Here is a 21266-nt window from a genome sequence, read left to right on the forward strand (position 1 = left end):
CGAAACAAAAAAAGATGCCGACAGTAGTCTCTCAATGATTCAACTAAATAAATTATTTCCATAAAGTTGATAACTCACTTCGTTCAAACACCTCAACTTTTTTATTCCAATAATTTAGAGTTGAATTGCATTTCGATTCTAAATCGTCGGATTTTTAACTCTTTTTTCAAAACTCAAATCCTTTTTTAAAACGGGCACTGAGGCATTCGAAGTGCAGAACCGTATCCAATATGTCATTTCGGGGTATTGAGAAATCTTTCTATCACTTTTTTATTCATAGCATATCTATTTTAATTATAGGTATTCACATGCCCTTCGGGGAAGAGAGCAAAAAAGTAATCAAAAAACTCTTGGCCGTAAACCTCTCTACTCAAAATGTTTTCACTCCACTAAAGATTTAAAAAAAACTATGGGCTAAAATCTTTTTAACGTTGTACTCAAACATTTTCTTAACGTGAGAGTTTTAATGCCAGTTTCTTAATCCTTTTTTAATATTCAAATTCGTTATCACTTTTAACAACGGATTTTAGAGTCGACATACGATTTGCAGACGAGCTTCAATCCATTGAAACAAGCGTAAAAAAGATTAGTGAGCGTATGCGAAACATTTAATCTTTTTAGTGCGTGAAATGGGAATTGAACGTCGAAAATCGCGGTCTTGATTTTTTTTGTTCGTTTTTTTATCAAGGAAAAAACGAATGTAAAATACTTTCTATCACTTTTTTATGAGCAAAAAAGTAATCAAAAAACTCTTGTCCGTAAACCTCTCTACTAAAAATGTTTTCACTCCACTAAAGATTTAAAAAAAACTATGGGCTAAAATCTTTTTAACGTTGCACTCAAACATTTTCTTAACGTGAGAGTTTTAATGCCAGTTTCTTAATCCTTTTTTAATATTCAAATTCGTTATCACTTTTAACAACGGATTTTAGAGTCGACATACGATTTGCAGACGAGCTTCAATCCATTGAAACAAGCGTAAAAAAGATTAGTGAGCGTATGCGAAACATTTAATCTTTTTAGTGCGTGAAATGGGAATTGAACGTCGAAAATCGCGGTCTTGATTTTTTTTGTTCTTTTTTTTATCAAGGAAAAAACGAATGTAAAATACTTTCTATCACTTTTTTATTCATAGCATATCTATTTTAATTATAGGTATTCATATGCTCTTCGGGGAAGAGAGCAAAAAAGTAATCAAAAAACTCTTGTCTTTGATTTTCGACGCTCAAAATAAGTTTCAGCCATTGAATGTTTTAAATCATTTGCTACGCAAATAGTAAAACATTTTAACCATTTTCTTCAACTTTTTGACACTCGCCTCCAAATCATATGACATTTTTTTAATCCTTTTTCAAATACATAATACATTCTACTTTTTACATAGTACAACTCTAAAATCTCAATTCTCATATCTAACATCTAATCTGTACATCATACATTTAACTCATTACTTATAACTCATTACTTACAACTTAAATCAGGTAGTAGCCCCAATAAATTTGGAAAATGGCAATAAAGGATTTACTTTTAATGTGCGAAAAAAAGAGTATAACCTAACTGTCAAAGTCTCATTACCGAGGCTCAGATAGAGAGCGAGTAAAGAAAGGGGAACCTTTTCTTTACGTTCCGTTAAATGTTATAAAACGGAGAATTGTTCTTTAAAAGAATGGTTAAAACGAACAGACTTTGTCTGGTGGTTTTTTACGGATGAATGGAATTTGTTTCGTTCTCATTTTGTGTTGGGTTTTATGGAACGATGTTTCTCGTGTATGAAGATATACTAGCAAAAAAAAGCAAGGCGGCTTCACACTTTAGAGTCAAGGGCGACCAAACCCTACTTATAAAACTTTCGATTTAATAAGTCACTATCTAAAGCATATGTGAAAACCGCCCATGCCGTATACGAAAGTACAAAACTTTTGAGACATGGAGCGATTTCACGATACTCTCGATAGTAAAATTGGTCGTTTTGACTCGAGATTCATCGTTTAATTATGACTATTAAAAGTCTAATTATCAATTCGCTTATACAAATATAATAATATTATTTTAATATCCAACAAGTTGGATAAACAACTTTTATTAAATGAAGAAATTATTTGATTTTGAAACTACTCAATTTGACTTTGACTTGATAAATCACGTGAAAAATCTTAGGAAGGAACATGGATTTACTAAAGATGAACTCAGTTTAAAAATGGGGGTTGCTAAATCTTTTGTTGGGAATGTAGAATCTGCTACACAGAGACACAAATACTCAACCCGTCACATCACTCTTTTAGCAAAAGCATTCGGGTACAAAAATATTGGTGAGTTATTAAACTTTCCAATTCCACAATACGACAGAATTAAAGTTACGGTAGAACAGACTTATAATGAGGCAGGCACTAAAGTATTGAAAAGTGAAGTGGTGAAGGTTGTTGAGATAAAATAATATGTTAGATTTTACAAATTATCACAAAAAATCTAAAGGACTTGGTGTCGATTTTTTATCAATATCTGTAATGTGCGTATAAATCATGGTAGTTCTAATGTCGTTATGACCTAATAATTCTTGAACTACACGAACATCAATTCCACTTTTTATAAGATGAGTAGCATAGGAATGTCTTAATGTATGTACGCTGCCTTTTGATAAAACGCCAGCTTTACTCATGGCGTTTTTTAAAATTAATTGGACACTTCTTTCACTGTATTGATCGCCTTTTGCGCCTTCAAACAAAAAGTCTTTAGGTTGATAAACCTTATAGTATTCTCTCAATAATAGCAAAAGTTTATTTGGCAAAGCAACTATACGATCTTTGTTACCTTTACTTTGACGAATAAGAAGTAAATTACTTTCCGATTTTATATCTGCAATTTTTAAATTTATCAATTCGCTTAGTCGCAATCCACAGCTATAGATTATTGTAAGAATAGCTTTATGTTTTAAATTTTCTGTTGCATTTAATAAATTTCGTACTTCTTCTTGAGAAAAGAAAGTTGGTAATTTATTAACTTTTCGTTTTGGATAAAGATAATTTAATTCGATTTTCTGATTTTCAATTAATTCAAATACTTTTTTAATTGCCCCAACCAAAGAACGTTGATAGGAAACACTGATATTTTCTTGAGTTACTTTTGTATTGATAAACAATTCGATTTCTGAAATAGGAATTTCATCTAATCTATTGTATTTTTCCATCTGCTCTAAGAAAACTTGAGCGTAACCACAATACGATTTTATGGTATTGTTTGCATATCGTTGTAATTTTAATCGATTTTGCAACGTTTTTAGAATTGTTTCGCTATCCATACATTCATTATTACATTTTACATCAAATTACTTCGTGATACATGAATTTTGTTTTAGTAAGTGTCTAATTTACAAAAAAATAATTATATTTGTTTTTAATTTTACGAAATGCGGATATAGATGATCTTTTACGAAACAAAAGCTAGATCAGTTTCGTGAAAAAACAATGTTACCTGCAATGCATCCAAAAATTGCGTATAATACTGAAACGTTAAATGATTGAAATCGACATAAATTTTGATTTTAGAAAAGATAGCCTTTGTGGCGATCCAGATTCTGATAGTCCAAAACTTTATGAAATTCATAAATTCTTATGGAGTAAAAAGCTTCCTTCTAAACAATCAATCTTATTTGAAACATTAAAAATCGGTGGTAAATTCGGCAGAATTGTTTTAAAAAATAATTTAATTGATAATCTTTCTAGCGATAGAATGTGTCCTCATTTTGTTGGTAAATACAAAGGTCGATTTGACGATTGGTTAACTGAAAAAGAAAGAGAAGATTTTAAACACATTGCAAGAACAATTGGAGGACATATTGTTTTTCCTGCACATAAGAAAAATGGCTTCACAATTAATCAAGCTAGAGGTGTAAACCGAAAAATAAGCGATAGATTTGACTTAACACTTGAATGTATTAGATTATTTTACTTGAATGAACAAAGTCCACTTTATAATGCAATTAGTCGATATGAAGATTTTTTCAAACTTTTCGTAAACTTTGAAAATTACATAAACTTCTTTTTACTTCAAGATTTTGTAACTGAAAATTACGAAGTAAAATTTTGTCTTCCATTTGACAATTTTGAACGTTCTCCTTTGCCACAAAATATTGAAGAATATAAGTCTTATAAGGACGAAACAATCGACAAAATCATTAAAAGAAACAAACGAATAAAAAATATGCACAGCAGGTAACATCGGCTTGGCAAAATGCGGGGTTAAGTGCAAAATTGAACTTCTCTCCTATTTTATCCGCCAAAAGCTGTTTGCTTTTGTTTTTTTATTAAATTTACCAAAAGGCTCACAGCTTTGGCTACGTTTCGGTCTGAATTGAACATTCGCTCAATTCAAGCCCGCACTTCGTCAAGCCGCGGCCCGTTATGTGCCATTTTTGAATGACAATGCGAATAGATACAGACAAACAAATGAATTTACTTAGTGATAAGAACGTTGCAATAATTGGTGGTGGACCCGTTGGACTGACTATGGCAAAATTATTACAGCAAAACGGCATAGACGTTTCAGTTTACGAAAGAGACAACGACCGAGAGGCAAGAATTTTTGGTGGAACCCTTGACCTACACAAAGGTTCAGGTCAGGAAGCAATGAAAAAAGCGGGATTGTTACAAACTTATTATGACTTAGCCTTACCAATGGGTGTAAATATTGCTGATGAAAAAGGCAATATTTTATCCACAAAAAATGTAAAGCCCGAAAATCGATTTGACAATCCTGAAATAAACAGAAATGACTTAAGGGCTATCTTGTTGAATAGTTTAGAAAACGACACGGTTATTTGGGATAGAAAACTTGTTATGCTTGAACCTGGTAAGAAGAAGTGGACACTAACTTTTGAGAATAAACCGAGTGAAACAGCAGATTTGGTTATTCTTGCCAATGGCGGGATGTCCAAGGTAAGAAAATTTGTTACCGACACGGAAGTTGAAGAAACAGGTACTTTCAATATACAAGCCGATATTCATCAACCAGAGATAAACTGTCCTGGATTTTTTCAGCTATGCAATGGAAACCGGCTAATGGCATCTCACCAAGGTAATTTATTATTTGCTAACCCCAATAATAATGGTGCATTGCATTTTGGAATAAGTTTTAAAACACCTGATGAATGGAAAAACCAAACGCAGGTAGATTTTCAAAACAGAAATAGTGTCGTTGATTTTCTTCTGAAAGAATTTTCCGATTGGGACGAACGCTACAAAGAATTGATTCATACGACGTTGTCATTTGTAGGATTGGCTACACGGATATTTCCTTTAGAAAAGCCTTGGAAAAGCAAGCGCCCATTACCCATAACAATGATTGGGGATGCCGCACATTTGATGCCGCCTTTTGCAGGGCAGGGAGTAAATAGTGGGTTGGTGGATGCCTTGATATTGTCTGATAATCTAGCCGATGGAAAATTTAATAGCATTGAAGAGGCTGTTAAAAATTATGAACAGCAAATGTTTATCTATGGCAAAGAAGCACAAGAAGAATCAACTCAAAACGAAATTGAAATGTTTAAACCCGACTTTACGTTTCAGCAATTGTTAAATGTATAAAATGGAATAAAACGGCACATAACAAACAAATTGGCAATAGAGCCGGTGAAGTACTTCTATTGAACTTTTGTGCAATGTTGAAGATTAGTAATTCTATTCAACATTTGTGCTAAAAGTCGGCTCCATCGCCAATTTGCCAAACGTTAGCGCAAATATTTCCAAACCAGAACTCTAGAATGACACCAGAATTAAAAAGTATTGAAAAGCAAATTAAAAAAAACTCACAAATTTGCTTTTACACCAAAATATAAAACGGAATTTCACACTCAACTTTCTGAGAAAGCATTTTTTGCTATTACAAACCAAACTTTTGAAAAATTAGATTGGGACATAGTTTACGTTGATGAACACTCCATTGAAGCTAAACGAAAAGCTAAAAGTTTAGGAATGAGTCAATATACAGAATCGATTATCGTTTCCTTTAATTATGGCAATGTAACTGTAAAAAGCGAATCTTTAGGTAATGAATTTTGGGATAATGGTCGAAATTCAAAAAGAGTTCATCTTTTTATTCACGTTTTTCAAGATATTGAAAAAAATTACAATCGAGAAGAATTAAAAGAACTCGAAGAACAACAAGAATCAAAAGAAAATTGGAATGATTATCAAATCCCAACTAAATTACCTATGCCCAACCCTATTCGTAAATCAAATATTGTTTTCGCTATCCTATTTGCATTTATTAGCGCAGTAATTTTAGCATTTTTAATTGCAAAAATATCTTTGACAGGAAAATATATAATATTCCTATTTGAATTTATTGTTGGTTTAGCTTTAGCATATTCATTAAAACTTGGAATCAAGTTTGGGAATTTTACAGATTTCAATAAATTGAGAAATATTTTAATATCTTCTATTTTTATAGTTTTTATTGGAAATCAACTGTTTCAATATAATCTAATTTTAGCTGAAAACAATTTTGAAAGAATTGGATTTTTTGATTTTCTAAAACTTCGACTTCAACAAGGTTTAACAATAAAAAGTTTAAATCTTGGTTCTGTTGGATTAATAATTAGTTGGCTTTTACAACTTGGATTAACGTTTGTTTTTGGTTATTTAAACTTAACTCGTTTTTTAATTTCTTATGTTGTTAAAAGAATTCCAACTGAAGTAATTGACTTTGCTTTTTATCATTTTGTTAAAGGCAAAGACGAGGCTCAAGTTAGAACCGAACTATCTTCTTTAGGTTGGACTAATGAACAAAATCAAAACGAAGTATTTGAAGCAATAGATGGAATTCAAGGAAATAATGAAATGAATAGAACAACATAAAAATACTTCCGCTAACAAGGGTTTGGCGCAATGGCGGGTTAAGGTTAAAATATGAAGTTTTGGCATTCAATTCCGCAAAATCCAATTATATTGACTTTTTTCTTAAATTTATTCAATTAATTGGCTTTTGCTTACCGTGTCGCTAAATTGAAACTTTTCGCTTCAATTTCCGCCACTGACGCAAAGCCCCAAAACGTTAGCGGCAACCCTATGAAAAAACTTTACTACAAAAGATATTTTAACGAAATTAGAATTGAACAAGATGAAGTTTGGGGAACTTGCAACTATTATTTTGAAACACTTCAAAACGGAGAAGTATTGCGCCAAATTGAGGTTTATGAAAATGATAAAGAATTAAGATATGACAATAAGCATAGAGAAGATGAATATGGATTTTTGACTGACCAATTTCTTTATCTTGATGAGTTTGAAAATTATTCAATAACTGAAACTGAATTTGAATCTAAATGGCAAAATTGAATTATTTAATTGGTGATGCAACAAGTCCGCATATAAATGGAAACAAAATAATTGTTCACGTTTGTAATGACATTGGTGGTTGGGGAAAAGGATTTGTATTAGCAATTTCTAAAAAATGGAAAGAACCTGAACAACAATATAGAGAATGGTTTAAATCAAATGTAAATTTCAATCTTGGAAATGTTCAGTTTGTACAAGTTGAAAAAGACATTTGGATTGCTAATTTAATCGGACAACATAAAATTAATAAAGATGAAAATGGTAATGTTCCAATTCGTTATGAAGCCATTTTAAAAGGACTTGAAAAAGTTTCTTGCTTTTCAATTGATAAAAACGCAAGTGTTCATATGCCGAGAATTGGTTGTGGTCTTGCTGGTGGAACTTGGGAACAAATTGAACCCTTGATAAACCAATCACTAATTGAAAAGGATATTGAAACGTATGTTTATGACTTAAAATAAAAGGGCAGCCGCTAACACGGTATTGCCAAAAGCGGGGCTAAAGTGAATAACTCAACATCTGCCCTACTATTCCGCCAAAAACGAATTTTATTCGTTTTTTATTTTTAAATTTAACTCATATAAATTCGTTTTGGCTCGCCTCGGTGCAAAATCGAAACTTATCGCTTCGATTTTCCCGCCTTCGGCAATACACGAAACGTTATGTGTAACTGTAAAAGACGACAATGACAGACAATTTACCACAGAAACCAAAAGCATTTATAACAGACTTGAATGACTTTGACAAGAACGAAAAGTCTTTACATATGGCTGTTTCTGCTAAGAACCTTGACAGGCTAAAAGAATTGTCAATTGAAAACTTATGGCTTATTGGAGCTAACGACAGGGAATTAAGAAAAATACTTCCATTAGTTAATTTAAAGTATCTAAACTTATATCAAGTATTAGCGAAAGACTTGACAATTCTTGAAACACTCAACAAGACCGAAACGATTATTTTGAATTGGAATACCAAATCAACATCACTTTGGGACATCAGTAAAAACATAGGCTTAAAGACACTTGAAATAACTGACTTTTCAAAACTAGAAGAAATCGACCAGCTTTCATTAGCAACTCAAATAAGCGACTTGACACTTGGTGGCGGACACGACAAGCCATTGAAAATTAAAACAATTAAGCCTTTAGCTGGGCTGAAAAACCTGAAGTATCTCGGTTTGACAAATCTTAAAATTGCAGACGATACGTTACAACCAATAGGTCAACTTAAAAACCTCGAAATACTTGAAATATCAAATCAGTTTGAAACAAGAGAATATGCTTGGTTAGCAACTAGACTTCCAAATACAAAATGCAAAATGTTTCAAGCAATAAACTCTTGTAACATTGTTGGTGCTGACAATAAATTAGTTTGGGACACAATGGTGACAGGACGAAAGAAATCATTTTTGCTCTCAACCAAAGACCAAGTGAAAATTGACAAATACATTAAAGACTTTGAAAGACTAAAAAATGAACTTGCGGAATAAAACAGCTACACATAACAGCACCTACCCAAAAGGCGGGGTTTTGTGTTCTAAAGACAGCTTGGTTGTTAATCAAACTTTAGTTTTTCAAATCAAGTTTTGTGGTAAAAGTCCCGCCCTTCGGGTAGCTGCAAAACGTTATCTGCAAGCTTTCCAAACATTGCGCTCAAAATGAAATACATTTTTTATATCATATTTGGATTATTCTTACCTCAGACAATTTTCGCTCAGGTTGAAACTGTTGCTGAAGTAAGTATTCGACAACTATTTGACCGAAGTACTATTATTAATAATTTTAACCTTAATGATAATGCAGTTTTTGTAATAAATGGAATTTCATACAGTCAAAATGATAGTATAAAACTAAATGATAAATTAAAATCAATTAACAGTCAAACAATAACCGATTTTACATTCATTAAAAATAAAGGTCAAATAGGAATCGGCGATAAAGATATTATTGTTATTAAATATGCAATTATTCAGCACAAGAAATATATCAAAGAAAAACTTAGAGAATTAAATAAATTATTTAACGATAATTATATAAGTTCTTCACAACATATTTATTTAGACGCAAAAGATCCCGTTTTATTTATTGATAATCAGAAAATATTTCACACTGAAATTAAAAAGAAATTATCAAATCTTAAACCTCAAAATATTGCTGACATTTCAATTAAAAAGGAACCTCAATCTTCTGAAATCTATGGACAAAATGCCAAAAATGGAATTGTTATAATTTGGACAAAAAATGGATTGAATAAAGCCAGCAGATAACATCGGTAACTGTTGCACAACTCCAATTTACAGTAAAAAACAGAATATATGACCTCGTTTAAGCCTTTTTAAGCGAGGTTTATTTTTAGAAAAATATATTAATGTAAAATTAGGTTTGCTTAAAAACTCTCTTTTTAAGGAGTGAAGGAGTGATTTTGTAGAAGCGTAGTTCTTCCCTTGTTTTAAAGAAATAACTTGGGCTAAAACACTTGATTTTTTGACTGTAAAGCGTAGATATTTCTTCAAGTTGTAAGATAAACTTGACATTAGTACATGTTTATTGGCTTTAGACATTCCTCTGCTGTTGATTCGTTTTAAGTTAAAGAAGTTAATCAACGTTCCTAAAACTGGTTCTACTGTAGAACTTCGACGTTTAACTAACCTGCGGTGATACGCTTTATTTTGGGTGAGTTTTTCATGCATTTTATCGTACAAAGGCTTGTGAATGCTATCTTCCAACTTTTTAAACTTGGTTACTTTTCCACAACAACTTTCTCGTAAAGGACATTGTCCACAATCTTTTTCCGAACTTCTATAGCTTTTCTTTTCGTAGCCTTTGCTATCTGTTAAAGTTCGTTTGAAAGGCAGAAAAGCTTTATTTCCTCCTTCTTGAATACATTCGTTGTAGGTACGTCACATCCTCGTAGACTAAATTAGTAAAAAACTAATATAGCTTTATGATGATTAAAAAGACAAAAGAAATAGCAGCTTATTTAACTTATAGTAAAAAACTACAAGTTCTAAAATATGCCAAAGAATATGGAAATAACTCTATAGCATATAATTTTTTTGGCGTGAAAAAGAGTACATTTTATAAATGGAAAAAGGCATATGAAGAACATGGAGAAGAAGGTTTACTTAGAAAGAAAACAACACCTCGTACTTTTCCAAATCAAATTAAGCAAGAAGTTGTAAATAAAGTATTAGAACTTCGAAAAGAACATAAATTAGGGACTTGGCGAATTAAATGGTATTTAGAACGTTATCATGATATTTTAATATCAGAATCAAGTGTTTATCGTATTCTAAAACGCAATAATGTTGCTAGATTAGACAGAAAGGCAACTAGAAGAGCTATGCATAGTATTCGATATGAAAAAGAAACACCAGGTCATCATGTACAGGTTGATGTTAAATTTCTAATTTTTCAAGATGCAAATGGCCATAAAATCAAGCGATTTCAATATACAGCAATTGATGATGCTACACGAATTAGAGCGCTTAAAATCTATGAAAAGCACAATCAATTAAGTTCAATTGATTTCATAAATTATGTTGTAGATAAATTTCCTTTCAGAATTAATACAATTCAAACAGATAACGGACATGAATTTCAATCAAAGTTTCATTGGCATGTTCAAGATTTAGGAATGAGACACCGATTTATAAAAGTAGGAACGCCTCAGTTAAATGGAAAAGTTGAACAATCTCATTTAACTGATAAAAAAGAGTTTTATCAACTTTTAAGCTATACTGATGATGTCGATCTAAATCAAAAATTAGAACAATGGGAAAAACTTTATAATTTCAATAGACCACATGGTTCATTTAAAGGTAAAACTCCTTATGAAATACTAAAATCAAAACTAAAATAATTATATTTAATGTCTATGAAGTGATGAAGTACGACACTCATAGTATTGAGATTTGAGATGTTAGTTATTAGACTTTTGTTATTGTATGTTCTTTTTTATTCATTGGTTTATTGTTTTATGAATAATGTATTCATGAATCCTTTGGATTTGGCTTGATACAAAAACATTTGAGATGTTTGCTATTATTATGTTCATTTTATTAATTACTTTTTTCTTGATAAAAAAGTAATCAAAAAATGAAGGCTTCAATTCTGGACGGTCAATCTTCATTTCGCTTCACTAAAATGTTTAAATCACTCCTTTCAGTCGGTAAACATTTTTACGTTTCACTTAACGGATTGACATTCGTCTGCGAATTTTTATGCCAGGTTATTGCTCTTAATTTTTAGCGTTTATTAGTGAATGATTTGTTGTAGTGTTCGTTCAATAACTTTTCGACATCAGACATTTTGTAGTAGATTTTGTTGCCTACTTGACAGAATGAAACCTTTCCTTCATCTCTCCACGTTTGAGCTGTACGTTTTGAAATTTTCATTAGCATTAGAAACTCTTGGTTATCCATAAATGTTTCTTGTTTAGCTGCTAATGCTTTGTTTAATTTTTTAGTGATTTCCTCTAATTGGAATACGATCGCATCGTATTGTTCCTTTGTTAAAATGATTGCTTCCATTTTCTGAATTATTTAAGATTATGGAACAAATGAAGTATAGAAAAAAAAGTCGCCAGGTCTTAAGTTGGTCTTATAAGACCAAAATAATTTTGAAACTAACTGTTTATCTATGATTGGTTAAAGACTTGCTATTTTTTGAATAAGACCTTTTTGAGCAAAAAAAATCCTAACTGAGTAAGTTAGGATTGAATGCTTTAAAGCAATTTATCTATATCTATTCGCTTATTTACATTTGGTCGTTTATCTTCTCGTGATGGAGTTAAAATTGTTCGAACGGTTTTTAGGCTTAATTCGTTTCCATCTTTATCAACAAAATTGGACACAATTACTTTTGCGATATCATTGAGATTTCCATCTAAAAATGGTTTTCCATCTACAAAAAGTTCTCTAGACATTTGATAAAATATATCAACCAGTTGATTTACGTTTCCATAAAACCTAAGTTTATTATAAATCATTTTCTCAAGTTGATTGTCTTTTAATTCTTCTTTAATTAATCTTGTATTTTGTAATTGACTGATTTTCTTTTCGCATTGTTCAGCGTAGTCTTTTAATTTTGGATTAATAAAATGAATATTCGCTTGTTCATACTCGTATTTTTCGTTGGTTAGAAATAGAATTTTATCACAATAATCATCGATTAAATCAACTTCTTTACTCGTTTTAGTGAATGAAAAATAGCGTTCTTCTGATTCGGCATTTATAAATCTTGGTGCTGGTTTGTCCTCGTCTTTTATCTCTATTGGTTTATATAAACCTAATCGAATTATTTCTGTTGAAGTATAAATTTTCATTAAACGAGTTTTATTTCTTCCTTTTTTAAACAGAAATTCGTTTACTGAAACTAACTTTTCAAACTTATTGATCCAATGCGTTTTATCCTTTACATACAAAAGTTGATGTTTGATAAAATCAGCAATTTCAGAATGAGAAATCTCAAATACTTTGTCAATTAATGCTTGACAATACCCGTCATTTGTAAGAGGTTGCACCTCTATAATATCAAATTCTTTCGACTTTACATTGTGTAAAGCAACTTGTGTAAACTCTTTGAATTGTACAGTTTCTTTTATCAAATACTTCATCATAAATTAAGTTTTAGCAATTAACCTTTTATAGTGTAATTTGATATAAATTAATACATTACAAAGATAAAATGTGTCGTTAAAGATATTTAAAACTTCCTTATTCGATGTATTGCTCTATTCTTTATAATATATGCTTTTCAACCACAAACTAGCTTTTACTAAAAGTATTAATACAGGAACTTCGACCAACGGACCAATTACTCCTACAAAAGCTTGTGGTGAGTGAATACCGAATATTGCAATGGAAACTGCAATAGCTAATTCGAAATTATTTCCTGTCGCTGTAAATGAAATAGATGCATTTTTATCATAAGGAACCTTCATTGCTTTATTGATAAAAAAACTGATGAAGAACATCAGTGCAAAATAGATTATTAACGGTATAGCAATTTTAACTACATCCATTGGTAATTCAATTATTTTATCACCTTTTAGGCTAAACATTACCACAATGGTAAATAACAAAGCATAAAGTGTTATGGGAGAAATTTTGGGTACGAATACACGATTATACCATTCTATACCATTCTTTTTAATTAAAGTGAATCTCGTGATAAAACCTATTAAAAATGGAATACCTAAATAGATCATTACACTTTGTGTAACTTCTATCATTGAAACCGAAACATTAAAATTAGCTAAGTCTAATTTTGCAGGTAATACATTGATGAATAACCAAACTAAAAAGCTATAACTTAAGACTTGGAAAATACTATTTAGTGCGACTAACATTGCTGTGTATTCTCTATTAGCTTTCGCTAAATCGCTCCAAACTATCACCATTGCGATACATCGTGCTAAACCAATTAAGATTAATCCCGACATATAATCCGGTTCGTCGTGAAGAAATAGTACGGCTAAGCCAAACATTAAAACCGTTCCGATTACCCAATTTAGGATTAAGGATATTCCGATTACTTTTTTATTTTTAAATACCTGTGGTAACAGAGAATAATCTACTTTGGCTAATGGCGGAAACATCATTATTATCAATCCTAAAGCTAAAGGTATATTGGTTGTACCCACGCTCATCCGCTCTAGTAAAACAGACATATTTGGAAAGATATAGCCAATTGTAACACCTAGAAGCATTGCGATAAAAATCCATAAGGTTAGGTATCTATCAAGGAATTTTAATTTGGGTTGCATCGTTTATTTAGTGATTTGTGAAAATATGTACATCATTTCAGTTGCAATTTGAAAACTGCGTTGTTTGTAAACTTCGGTTTGTTCGGCTGTACCATCCGATATTTTAGGATCTTCGTAAGTTATTGGGATTCGCTTTTCTGCACCTGCAATGAAAGGACAACCATCATCTGCTTGGGAGCAAGTAAGAATTGCAGCAAAGTTTGAAATTGGATTGTATGCATCATCATACTTCTTAGAAAATCCTATAATTGGTAAACAATTTTCATCAAATTTTATGGCATAAATAGGATTTTTACTATCTGCAACTTTTAGGATTTGAAAGCCTTGATTTTCTAATGTTTCTACTATTTTAGGAAACAAAGCTGTTTCTTGTGTACCTCCTGAATAACAGTGTACATTATCTATGTTATAGAATGATGCTGAAGTTTGCGCCCAAACCTGTGATAAATGACTTCTTCGAGAATTGTGTGTACAAATAAAATTAAGGTTTACCGGTTTTTTACTATTTACCTTTCCTTGAATGTAATCTATTAAAGGTTGTAAAATGTTTTTGCGATCATTACTGATATTTTCAAAATGAAATTGCTCTACAGTTTTTAATATTGTTGAGTACATATTTTTAATTAATTTTTAAGTGTTTAGATAAAAAATCTTGAATTTCTAAAATTGTTTGTTTTGCGGTTCTGTTTACCCCAATTAAAGATGCAGATGCATAACCTGTCCAATTACCATAGCCTACAAACCATAAACCTTCAATATCTAAAGACTTAGTTTCATTGGTTTTTGCAATACCTTTTTCATCTAGTTGTATTAGTGATTTTAGGAATGTAGTATCGTAACCGAAGCCTGTACACCAAATAATTGCATCAAAATCTTCTTGTTCGCCGTTATCCCAAATTACTCCTTTGTCGTAAAACTCACGGAATGTACCACTAGAAATTAACACTCCTCTTTCACGAGCTTCTTTTACAGGTGGAACCATAACAATACTGGCTAAATTGTAATTTGATGCATCAAATGTTTTTCCTTCTAATTCTGCTTTATATCTTGCGTTGGCAATTTTAAACAGATAATAGCCGTCCACTTCATCGGGTAGAAATTCAGGTGTTTTTTTTGTTGACCATTTTACTGTCGTATTTTTTGATACTTCAGCAACAATTTGAGCACCAGAATTACCTTCTCCAACAACCAATGTTTTTAAACCATTAAAATCTTCGGGGTTTTTATATTTACTTGAATGTATTTGAACACCTTTGTAATTTTCTATTCCCTTTAAATTCGGAATGAAAGGATTTCCCCACGTTCCTGTAGCAGAAATAACTGTTTTGGTTTTAAAAAAACTTTCTTGCGTGTGAACTTGAAAAAAATCTCCATTTTTTTTAATTTCAACAACTTCACTATTTCTTTTCACATTAAGTTGATAATATTGCTCGTATTGTCCTAAATAATGTATAACCTCTTGTTTTGTAGGGAATTTATTTTCAGAATTTGGCATTATCAATCCAGGTAACGAGCTATAATCTGCTGGAGAAAATAGGGTTAAACTATCCCAAGTATGGAGCCAAGCCCCGCCTGAAGTATTTTGCTTATCCAAAATAATATACTTCAGTTTTGCACGTCTTAGATAATATCCACAAGCTAATGCACTTTGCCCGCCTCCAATAACTATAACATCAAATATTTCATCCATTGAATTGTTTTTATCTGATTTATGCATTCACAAATTAATACTTTTACGTTTCTATAAATTCTTATCTATATTAATACCGTTTACTGTTTGATAATCCTTGTTTATCGATTTTTACAACTCCTAAAAAATTATCATTGGTAATTGTTATAATATTTATGGTTACAATATTTAGCAACACCCCGAATTTGGTGTACAAGAAGATGATTGGATTTCTGACAATTTCACTTTTGGTTTTTCTGAAGGAATACCACAAGCATCTTCGGCTAAACAAGCTGTTTTTTTATTTTTTAAAATGAAATGTTTTCCATTAAACTCTAAATCATATTTACCAATTGTAGTCGATTGATATTCAACTTCAATTTCTGCATCTTCAATCCCTAATTTGTTTTCGGATAAGCGAATGATATTTAATAATTTTCCTGGTTTTAAACGATGTTCGTAATCATCTGCATTCCACAGTTGAAAGTTTACTACTTTTTCATTTCTAATAACTCCACCACAATCAATAAACTTCTTTGTGATTTCTCCCACTTCTGTTACATGGAAATGCTCTGGTACGAAAGTACCATCTTCTAATTGAAATTCAACATTCTCTAATGTTGGTAAAATTTCTTTGATTTCTGAAAGTTTCATATACTTTAATTATAATTCATTAATCGCAATATTACGATGATTTATTTTAAAAAAATGCTTTAACAGCATTTCTCTATTTTGACATTTTGATTGAAAAAGTTAGAAAACTCCTTTTGAATTGCAGCCCAAACCTTTTCATCAATACAATAACAAACTGATTTCCCTTCGATGGAACCTTGGATAATTCCTATACTTTTCAATTCTTTTAAATGTTGAGAAATTGTGGCTTGTGCTAATCCTAACTCATCTACTAAATCTGTACAGATACAGGCATTTTGCTTGATAATATGCTGAATAATAGCCACACGAGCAGGATGTCCTAATACTTTGAATAAAGTAGCTAGTTTATTTTGCTCATCTGTGAATATTTCTGATTTAGTTGTTCCCATCATTAATTTATTATCATTGCAATATTACGATATGTTTTATAAATACTAAAATTATTTAATACTAATTATTCAATATACTGTTCTACTGCTTTATCTAATTCCTCGTTTACGATTTTGGCATAAAAAAAAATCTGTTACGTTTTACAACCTAACAGAATTCTATCTTATTTATATCTTAAAAATGGATTATTTAATCGTAATGGAAACGGCACTTTGCAATTAATATCTGATTATCTTCGTACTTGTAAATTAAACGATGTTCTTCGTCTATTCTACGTGACCAAAACCCTGAATATTTATGTTTTAATGGCTCTGGTTTCCCAATACCAGTAAAAGGAGTACGTGAAATATCTTTCAATAAATCATTGATGCGTTTTACTTTTTTATTATCGGTTTTTTGCCAAAATAAATAATCTTCCCAAGACTCATCTACGAAAATATATTTCATCTATTCCTCGATTAATTCTCTTTCAAAAGATTGGCTGTTTTTTAATTTTTCAATGGCAGCATCTAATCTTGACTCATTGATACGAGAAGATAATTCATGATTTGTAGCCATTAATGAATTGTATTCTTCTAAAGACATTACAACAATACCAGAATCTTTCCCTCTGTTGATGATTAAGGTTTCAAAATTTTTTGAAACACTATCTAAATAAGATTTAATATTTTTTCTGAAATCTGAAACACTTGCTATAATCATAATCTTGTATTTTATTGTGTACAAATATATGTACAATATTTTGATTTGGAAAATCTATTTTTATACATTATTCTAAAATAATTATCTATTATTCAATAAATTGCTCTACAGCTTTATCCAATTCTTCGTTTACAATTTTAGCGTAGATTTGAGTTGTTCCGATATCGGAGTGATCTAAAAGTTTAGAAACATACTCAATACGCATACCGTTAGCTAAGGCTTGTGTTGCAAATGTATGTCGGTTTAAATGAAATGATAACGAGAACGGAAATTCTAATTCTTTACCGATTCTACGCAATTTCTGACCACATAATACATTTTTGCTACCAATTACTTTTAGTTGGTATTCGTTGGATTGTTCGAAGAAATTAGCTTCTGAAATGATTGGAAATACAAAATCATCTGGTTCGGAAGTTTCTTTTTTGTATTTGTTTAATATCTCTAAAGCAGATTGACCTACTTTGAATTGATGTGAACGTTTTGTTTTACGAATGTTTAATCTGATACGTTGTTCGTTTTCATCGTAGTTTTTCCATTGTAAGGTAACGACATAACTAAAACGTAATCCTCCGGCATAACAACTAAAAATAAACATATCTCTGAAGTAGGTATCTGTTTGACCAAATGAACTCTTGTGGTTTTTTAGCTGCTCTATTTGTTCTTTGTTTAAAAACAGTCTTGTACTCTTGTCTTTTTTGATTCGTACACTTGCAAATGGGTAAGTATTTAAACTGATTACTTCTTCACGAATGGCATCTTTAAACATTATCGCTAAAATTGAACATTTGTATTAAAACTAACATTAGTAATTTATGAACAAATTGAAATAACTGTAAGAAAGCTTCTTTACCAAAAAGGACGCAAGTTTAACAAATTGTGGAATGCCAAGGTAGTTTTTCGTTTAAATCATGACCTAAAAATAAACGAATATCCAAACAGTTATTGCAATAGCGAATCAATGCTCTGTTGTTATTAATATTATTTAGATAACTGTCCATTCAAATCTTGAAAGAGACAATTAGATTATGAAATAAAACAAATTTCTACAATTAAAAACATGATAGCTTTGAAATTTCATATAGAAAACTTGCTGAAAAGGCGAGAGTCAATTTAGCGTAATGAGCGTAAAAATGGCTTACTGTTCGCGCAACCTTCCTCTCGTAAACCCAAAATAGTAACTCAAAAAGCGTGCTTTTCTCGTTAAAAATCTAATATCTCACATCTCATATCTAAAAAAATCAAAAAATATTTTCCATTGTACCAGTAACTTAAGAGAAGAATGTAAAATAAATGTAAAGTATGTTTGGAAGTTCGGAAAAATGGGTTGTATATTTGCAACCTCAATACGAAAGACGAGTAGTATTGTAGTTGACATAAGGACTTATATATCGCTAAAAATTATTTAAAAATAAATTTGCGAGTTTAGAAATAAGTTTTACCTTTGCAATCCGATTCCGAAAGGGGTTTGAAAGTGAGAGTAAATTTGACTTGTTGAAATAAAAACTTTAAAAATTTATCAAAATAAATTTTGTTAGTTAAAAAAATAAGTTTTACCTTTGCAGCCGCAAATACCGAGAGGATTTGCTAAATGAGAAGTTCATTTGAAATTATAAAATATACAGAAGAAAAAATAGCCGAATAAAACGAAGTCAATCCTTTAATAATGGAGCTATAGGAAATTCGAAGTTGTAAAAACATAGGTAGCAATACCAAAAGAAAAATTACAATGGAGAGTTTGATCCTGGCTCAGGATGAACGCTAGCGGGAGGCTTAACACATGCAAGCCGAGGGGTATAGTTCTTTCGGGAACTAGAGACCGGCGCACGGGTGCGTAACGCGTATGCAACTTGCCCTACTGAAAAGGATAGCCCTTCGAAAGGAGGATTAATACTTTATAATAGAGATTATGGCATCATAATTTTTTGAAAGATTTATCGCAGTAGGATAGGCATGCGTAAGATTAGTTAGTTGGTGAGGTAACGGCTCACCAAGACGATGATCTTTAGGGGGCCTGAGAGGGTGAACCCCCACACTGGTACTGAGACACGGACCAGACTCCTACGGGAGGCAGCAGTGAGGAATATTGGACAATGGGTGGAAGCCTGATCCAGCCATCCCGCGTGTAGGATGACGGCCTTATGGGTTGTAAACTACTTTTATCTGGGGATAAACCTACTCACGTGTGAGTAGCTGAAGGTACCAGAAGAATAAGCACCGGCTAACTCCGTGCCAGCAGCCGCGGTAATACGGAGGGTGCAAGCGTTATCCGGATTTATTGGGTTTAAAGGGTCCGTAGGCGGATTAATCAGTCAGTGGTGAAATCTCATAGCTTAACTATGAAACTGCCATTGATACTGTTAGTCTTGAGTGATGTTGAAGTTGCTGGAATGTGTAGTGTAGCGGTGAAATGCTTAGATATTACGCAGAACACCAATTGCGAAGGCAGGTGACTAAACATTAACTGACGCTGATGGACGAAAGCGTGGGGAGCGAACAGGATTAGATACCCTGGTAGTCCACGCCGTAAACGATGGATACTTGCTGTTGGGTTTTCGGATTCAGTGGCTAAGCGAAAGTTATAAGTATCCCACCTGGGGAGTACGTTCGCAAGAATGAAACTCAAAGGAATTGACGGGGGCCCGCACAAGCGGTGGAGCATGTGGTTTAATTCGATGATACGCGAGGAACCTTACCAAGGCTTAAATGCATAATGACGTTATTGGAAACAGTAATTTCTTCGGACAGAATGCAAGGTGCTGCATGGCTGTCGTCAGCTCGTGCCGTGAGGTGTTAGGTTAAGTCCTGCAACGAGCGCAACCCCTATCATTAGTTGCCAGCGTTTAAAGACGGGGACTCTAATGAGACTGCCGGTGCAAACCGCGAGGAAGGTGGGGACGACGTCAAGTCATCACGGCCCTTACGTCTTGGGCTACACACGTGCTACAATGGTAAGTACAGAGGGCAGCTACTTGGCAACAAGATGCGAATCTCTAAAACTTATCTCAGTTCGGATTGGAGTCTGCAACTCGACTCTATGAAGCTGGAATCGCTAGTAATCGCATATCAGCCATGATGCGGTGAATACGTTCCCGGGCCTTGTACACACCGCCCGTCAAGCCATGGAAGCTGGGGGTACCTGAAGTCGGTGACCGTAACAGGAGCTGCCTAGGGTAAAACTGGTAACTAGGGCTAAGTCGTAACAAGGTAGCCGTACCGGAAGGTGCGGCTGGAACATCTCATATTTAGAGAACGACGAATTTTCTTCTATTGTAAGAAGATTGATTTTGATTCGGCTTTTTATTCTGTAATATTTATAAATATATTAGAAGTTAGATATTAGAATTGAGAACTTAGATAAATCTAAATACTCATATCTCAATACTAAAATCTTACAACTAAAAAGACCACTCTTTAAGAGTATTAAAGAGTCTCATAGCTCAGCTGGTTAGAGCGCTACACTGATAATGTAGAGGTCGGCAGTTCGAGTCTGCCTGAGACTACTAAAAACGAAGTTCGGTTAACGAATTTCGAAATACGACAAAGAGGGGGATTAGCTCAGCTGGCTAGAGCGCTTGCCTTGCACGCAAGAGGTCATCGGTTCGACTCCGATATTCTCCACGAAGCGATAAACGAATTTCGAAATTCGTCTAAAGCAGAAGAGTTCATTGACATTATTAGAAACAAGATTATAATTTATTTATAATCGCATACAATCAAAACAGATTTAGAAATAAATCAAAGTTTATATAAGG

Annotated in this window: 21 protein-coding genes, 2 tRNA genes, 1 rRNA gene and 1 pseudogene; 12 read left to right on the forward strand and 13 right to left on the reverse strand. The window is 32.2% G+C overall.

All coding sequences use genetic code 11. The annotated features are described in order from the left end of the window. Positions 1–2086 precede the first annotated feature (2086 nt). On the forward strand, positions 2087–2434 hold the full coding sequence (locus AC2I98_RS14025; protein ID WP_280050365.1) for a helix-turn-helix domain-containing protein: 348 nt from the start codon (positions 2087–2089) through the stop codon (positions 2432–2434). Between the two features lie 21 nt (positions 2435–2455). On the opposite strand, the gene AC2I98_RS14030 is transcribed toward AC2I98_RS14025, so the two are convergent. Beyond that, on the reverse strand, positions 2456–3295 hold the full coding sequence (locus AC2I98_RS14030; RefSeq protein WP_448352935.1) for a tyrosine-type recombinase/integrase: 840 nt from the start codon (positions 3293–3295) through the stop codon (positions 2456–2458). Between the two features lie 215 nt (positions 3296–3510). On the opposite strand from AC2I98_RS14030, the gene AC2I98_RS14035 reads away from it, so the two are divergent. The 7 genes from AC2I98_RS14035 (at position 3511) to AC2I98_RS14065 (ending at position 9597) form a co-directional block, all read left to right on the forward strand. Beyond that, positions 3511–4212 carry a DUF6994 family protein gene (locus tag AC2I98_RS14035; protein WP_486412277.1) on the forward strand — a complete coding sequence of 234 codons (702 nt, stop codon included), beginning with the start codon at positions 3511–3513 and terminating at the stop codon, positions 4210–4212. Between the two features lie 200 nt (positions 4213–4412). Further along, complete coding sequence (locus AC2I98_RS14040) at positions 4413–5579, forward strand: tetracycline-inactivating monooxygenase Tet(X2) (RefSeq protein ID WP_008651082.1); 1167 nt, start codon at positions 4413–4415, stop codon at positions 5577–5579. A gap of 198 nt (positions 5580–5777) precedes the next feature. Further along, a complete protein-coding gene (locus AC2I98_RS14045) occupies positions 5778–6851 on the forward strand; it encodes a hypothetical protein (protein ID WP_486412278.1) in 1074 nt (357 codons plus the stop codon). A 210-nt stretch (positions 6852–7061) separates the two neighbouring features. Then, complete coding sequence (locus AC2I98_RS14050; protein WP_225542878.1) at positions 7062–7331, forward strand: hypothetical protein; 270 nt, start codon at positions 7062–7064, stop codon at positions 7329–7331. After that, the gene (locus tag AC2I98_RS14055) at positions 7319–7792 is read left to right on the forward strand and encodes a macro domain-containing protein (protein WP_225542877.1); all 474 of its coding nucleotides are present in this window, start codon (positions 7319–7321) and stop codon (positions 7790–7792) included. Before AC2I98_RS14050 ends, AC2I98_RS14055 begins: the two co-directional genes overlap by 13 nt. Positions 7793–8016: 224 nt before the next feature. Next, on the forward strand, positions 8017–8820 hold the full coding sequence (locus AC2I98_RS14060; RefSeq protein ID WP_486412279.1) for a hypothetical protein: 804 nt from the start codon (positions 8017–8019) through the stop codon (positions 8818–8820). Positions 8821–8988: 168 nt separating this feature from the next. Then, entirely contained in the window at positions 8989–9597 is a 609-nt protein-coding gene (locus AC2I98_RS14065) for a hypothetical protein (protein ID WP_486412280.1), read from the forward strand. Positions 9598–9624: 27 nt separating this feature from the next. Here AC2I98_RS14065 and AC2I98_RS14070 read toward each other — a convergent pair. Beyond that, a pseudogene (locus AC2I98_RS14070) lies at positions 9625–10218 on the reverse strand (transposase); the annotation flags it as partial. Positions 10219–10277: 59 nt separating this feature from the next. Between AC2I98_RS14070 and AC2I98_RS14075 the strand changes: the two are divergent. After that, entirely contained in the window at positions 10278–11192 is a 915-nt protein-coding gene (locus tag AC2I98_RS14075; RefSeq protein ID WP_486414082.1) for an IS481 family transposase, read from the forward strand. Positions 11193–11577: 385 nt separating this feature from the next. Here the strand turns inward: AC2I98_RS14075 and AC2I98_RS14080 are convergent, their stop codons facing one another. From AC2I98_RS14080 to AC2I98_RS14130, 11 genes are all read right to left on the reverse strand, one after another. Beyond that, positions 11578–11862 carry a helix-turn-helix domain-containing protein gene (locus tag AC2I98_RS14080; protein WP_230475676.1) on the reverse strand — a complete coding sequence of 95 codons (285 nt, stop codon included), beginning with the start codon at positions 11860–11862 and terminating at the stop codon, positions 11578–11580. Between the two features lie 194 nt (positions 11863–12056). Next, positions 12057–12950 carry a hypothetical protein gene (locus AC2I98_RS14085; protein WP_486412281.1) on the reverse strand — a complete coding sequence of 298 codons (894 nt, stop codon included), beginning with the start codon at positions 12948–12950 and terminating at the stop codon, positions 12057–12059. Positions 12951–13064: 114 nt separating this feature from the next. Then, positions 13065–14099 carry an ACR3 family arsenite efflux transporter gene (gene arsB, locus AC2I98_RS14090; protein ID WP_486412282.1) on the reverse strand — a complete coding sequence of 345 codons (1035 nt, stop codon included), beginning with the start codon at positions 14097–14099 and terminating at the stop codon, positions 13065–13067. 3 nt (positions 14100–14102) lie between these two features. Further along, positions 14103–14714: an arsenate-mycothiol transferase ArsC gene (locus AC2I98_RS14095; RefSeq protein WP_486412283.1), complete on the reverse strand. Its 612-nt coding sequence runs from the start codon at positions 14712–14714 to the stop codon at positions 14103–14105. A 4-nt stretch (positions 14715–14718) separates the two neighbouring features. Further along, complete coding sequence (locus tag AC2I98_RS14100; protein ID WP_115001976.1) at positions 14719–15789, reverse strand: ArsO family NAD(P)H-dependent flavin-containing monooxygenase; 1071 nt, start codon at positions 15787–15789, stop codon at positions 14719–14721. A 168-nt stretch (positions 15790–15957) separates the two neighbouring features. Continuing rightward, entirely contained in the window at positions 15958–16422 is a 465-nt protein-coding gene (locus AC2I98_RS14105) for a DUF6428 family protein (RefSeq protein WP_068599374.1), read from the reverse strand. A 59-nt stretch (positions 16423–16481) separates the two neighbouring features. After that, on the reverse strand, positions 16482–16811 hold the full coding sequence (locus AC2I98_RS14110) for an ArsR/SmtB family transcription factor (protein ID WP_280037919.1): 330 nt from the start codon (positions 16809–16811) through the stop codon (positions 16482–16484). 190 nt (positions 16812–17001) lie between these two features. After that, positions 17002–17259, reverse strand: coding sequence for a Txe/YoeB family addiction module toxin (locus AC2I98_RS14115; RefSeq protein WP_219035457.1), 258 nt, complete (start codon positions 17257–17259; stop codon positions 17002–17004). Continuing rightward, positions 17260–17514: a type II toxin-antitoxin system Phd/YefM family antitoxin gene (locus AC2I98_RS14120; RefSeq protein ID WP_486412284.1), complete on the reverse strand. Its 255-nt coding sequence runs from the start codon at positions 17512–17514 to the stop codon at positions 17260–17262. It lies immediately after the preceding gene. Positions 17515–17602: 88 nt separating this feature from the next. Further along, positions 17603–18280 (reverse strand): tyrosine-type recombinase/integrase, encoded by a 678-nt coding sequence (locus AC2I98_RS14125; RefSeq protein WP_291060599.1) that lies wholly within the window; start codon positions 18278–18280, stop codon positions 17603–17605. Between the two features lie 100 nt (positions 18281–18380). Further along, a complete protein-coding gene (locus AC2I98_RS14130; protein ID WP_221857142.1) occupies positions 18381–18512 on the reverse strand; it encodes a transposase in 132 nt (43 codons plus the stop codon). A 725-nt stretch (positions 18513–19237) separates the two neighbouring features. On the opposite strand from AC2I98_RS14130, the gene AC2I98_RS14135 reads away from it, so the two are divergent. From AC2I98_RS14135 to AC2I98_RS14145, 3 genes are all read left to right on the forward strand, one after another. Beyond that, a 16S ribosomal RNA gene (locus tag AC2I98_RS14135) occupies positions 19238–20756 on the forward strand. Between the two features lie 184 nt (positions 20757–20940). Further along, positions 20941–21014 (forward strand) — tRNA-Ile (locus AC2I98_RS14140). 44 nt (positions 21015–21058) lie between these two features. Further along, positions 21059–21132: transfer RNA gene (locus AC2I98_RS14145), tRNA-Ala, on the forward strand. The last annotated feature ends 134 nt before the right edge of the window (positions 21133–21266 follow it).

Source organism: Empedobacter sp. EJD.6dd, from assembly GCF_057369435.1.

Coding starts and splice junctions, on each gene's coding strand:
- AC2I98_RS14025 (WP_280050365.1), top strand. CDS start 2,087: ATGAAGAAATTATTTGATTTTGAAACTACTCAATTTGACTTTGACTTG.
- AC2I98_RS14030 (WP_448352935.1), bottom strand. CDS start 3,295: ATGGATAGCGAAACAATTCTAAAAACGTTGCAAAATCGATTAAAATTA.
- AC2I98_RS14035 (WP_486412277.1), top strand. CDS start 3,511: ATGATTGAAATCGACATAAATTTTGATTTTAGAAAAGATAGCCTTTGT.
- AC2I98_RS14040 (WP_008651082.1), top strand. CDS start 4,413: ATGACAATGCGAATAGATACAGACAAACAAATGAATTTACTTAGTGAT.
- AC2I98_RS14050 (WP_225542878.1), top strand. CDS start 7,062: ATGAAAAAACTTTACTACAAAAGATATTTTAACGAAATTAGAATTGAA.
- AC2I98_RS14055 (WP_225542877.1), top strand. CDS start 7,319: ATGGCAAAATTGAATTATTTAATTGGTGATGCAACAAGTCCGCATATA.
- AC2I98_RS14060 (WP_486412279.1), top strand. CDS start 8,017: ATGACAGACAATTTACCACAGAAACCAAAAGCATTTATAACAGACTTG.
- AC2I98_RS14065 (WP_486412280.1), top strand. CDS start 8,989: ATGAAATACATTTTTTATATCATATTTGGATTATTCTTACCTCAGACA.
- AC2I98_RS14075 (WP_486414082.1), top strand. CDS start 10,278: ATGATTAAAAAGACAAAAGAAATAGCAGCTTATTTAACTTATAGTAAA.
- AC2I98_RS14080 (WP_230475676.1), bottom strand. CDS start 11,862: ATGGAAGCAATCATTTTAACAAAGGAACAATACGATGCGATCGTATTC.
- AC2I98_RS14085 (WP_486412281.1), bottom strand. CDS start 12,950: ATGATGAAGTATTTGATAAAAGAAACTGTACAATTCAAAGAGTTTACA.
- arsB (WP_486412282.1), bottom strand. CDS start 14,099: ATGCAACCCAAATTAAAATTCCTTGATAGATACCTAACCTTATGGATT.
- AC2I98_RS14095 (WP_486412283.1), bottom strand. CDS start 14,714: ATGTACTCAACAATATTAAAAACTGTAGAGCAATTTCATTTTGAAAAT.
- AC2I98_RS14100 (WP_115001976.1), bottom strand. CDS start 15,789: ATGGATGAAATATTTGATGTTATAGTTATTGGAGGCGGGCAAAGTGCA.
- AC2I98_RS14105 (WP_068599374.1), bottom strand. CDS start 16,422: ATGAAACTTTCAGAAATCAAAGAAATTTTACCAACATTAGAGAATGTT.
- AC2I98_RS14110 (WP_280037919.1), bottom strand. CDS start 16,811: ATGGGAACAACTAAATCAGAAATATTCACAGATGAGCAAAATAAACTA.
- AC2I98_RS14115 (WP_219035457.1), bottom strand. CDS start 17,259: ATGAAATATATTTTCGTAGATGAGTCTTGGGAAGATTATTTATTTTGG.
- AC2I98_RS14120 (WP_486412284.1), bottom strand. CDS start 17,514: ATGATTATAGCAAGTGTTTCAGATTTCAGAAAAAATATTAAATCTTAT.
- AC2I98_RS14125 (WP_291060599.1), bottom strand. CDS start 18,280: ATGTTTAAAGATGCCATTCGTGAAGAAGTAATCAGTTTAAATACTTAC.
- AC2I98_RS14130 (WP_221857142.1), bottom strand. CDS start 18,512: ATGGACAGTTATCTAAATAATATTAATAACAACAGAGCATTGATTCGC.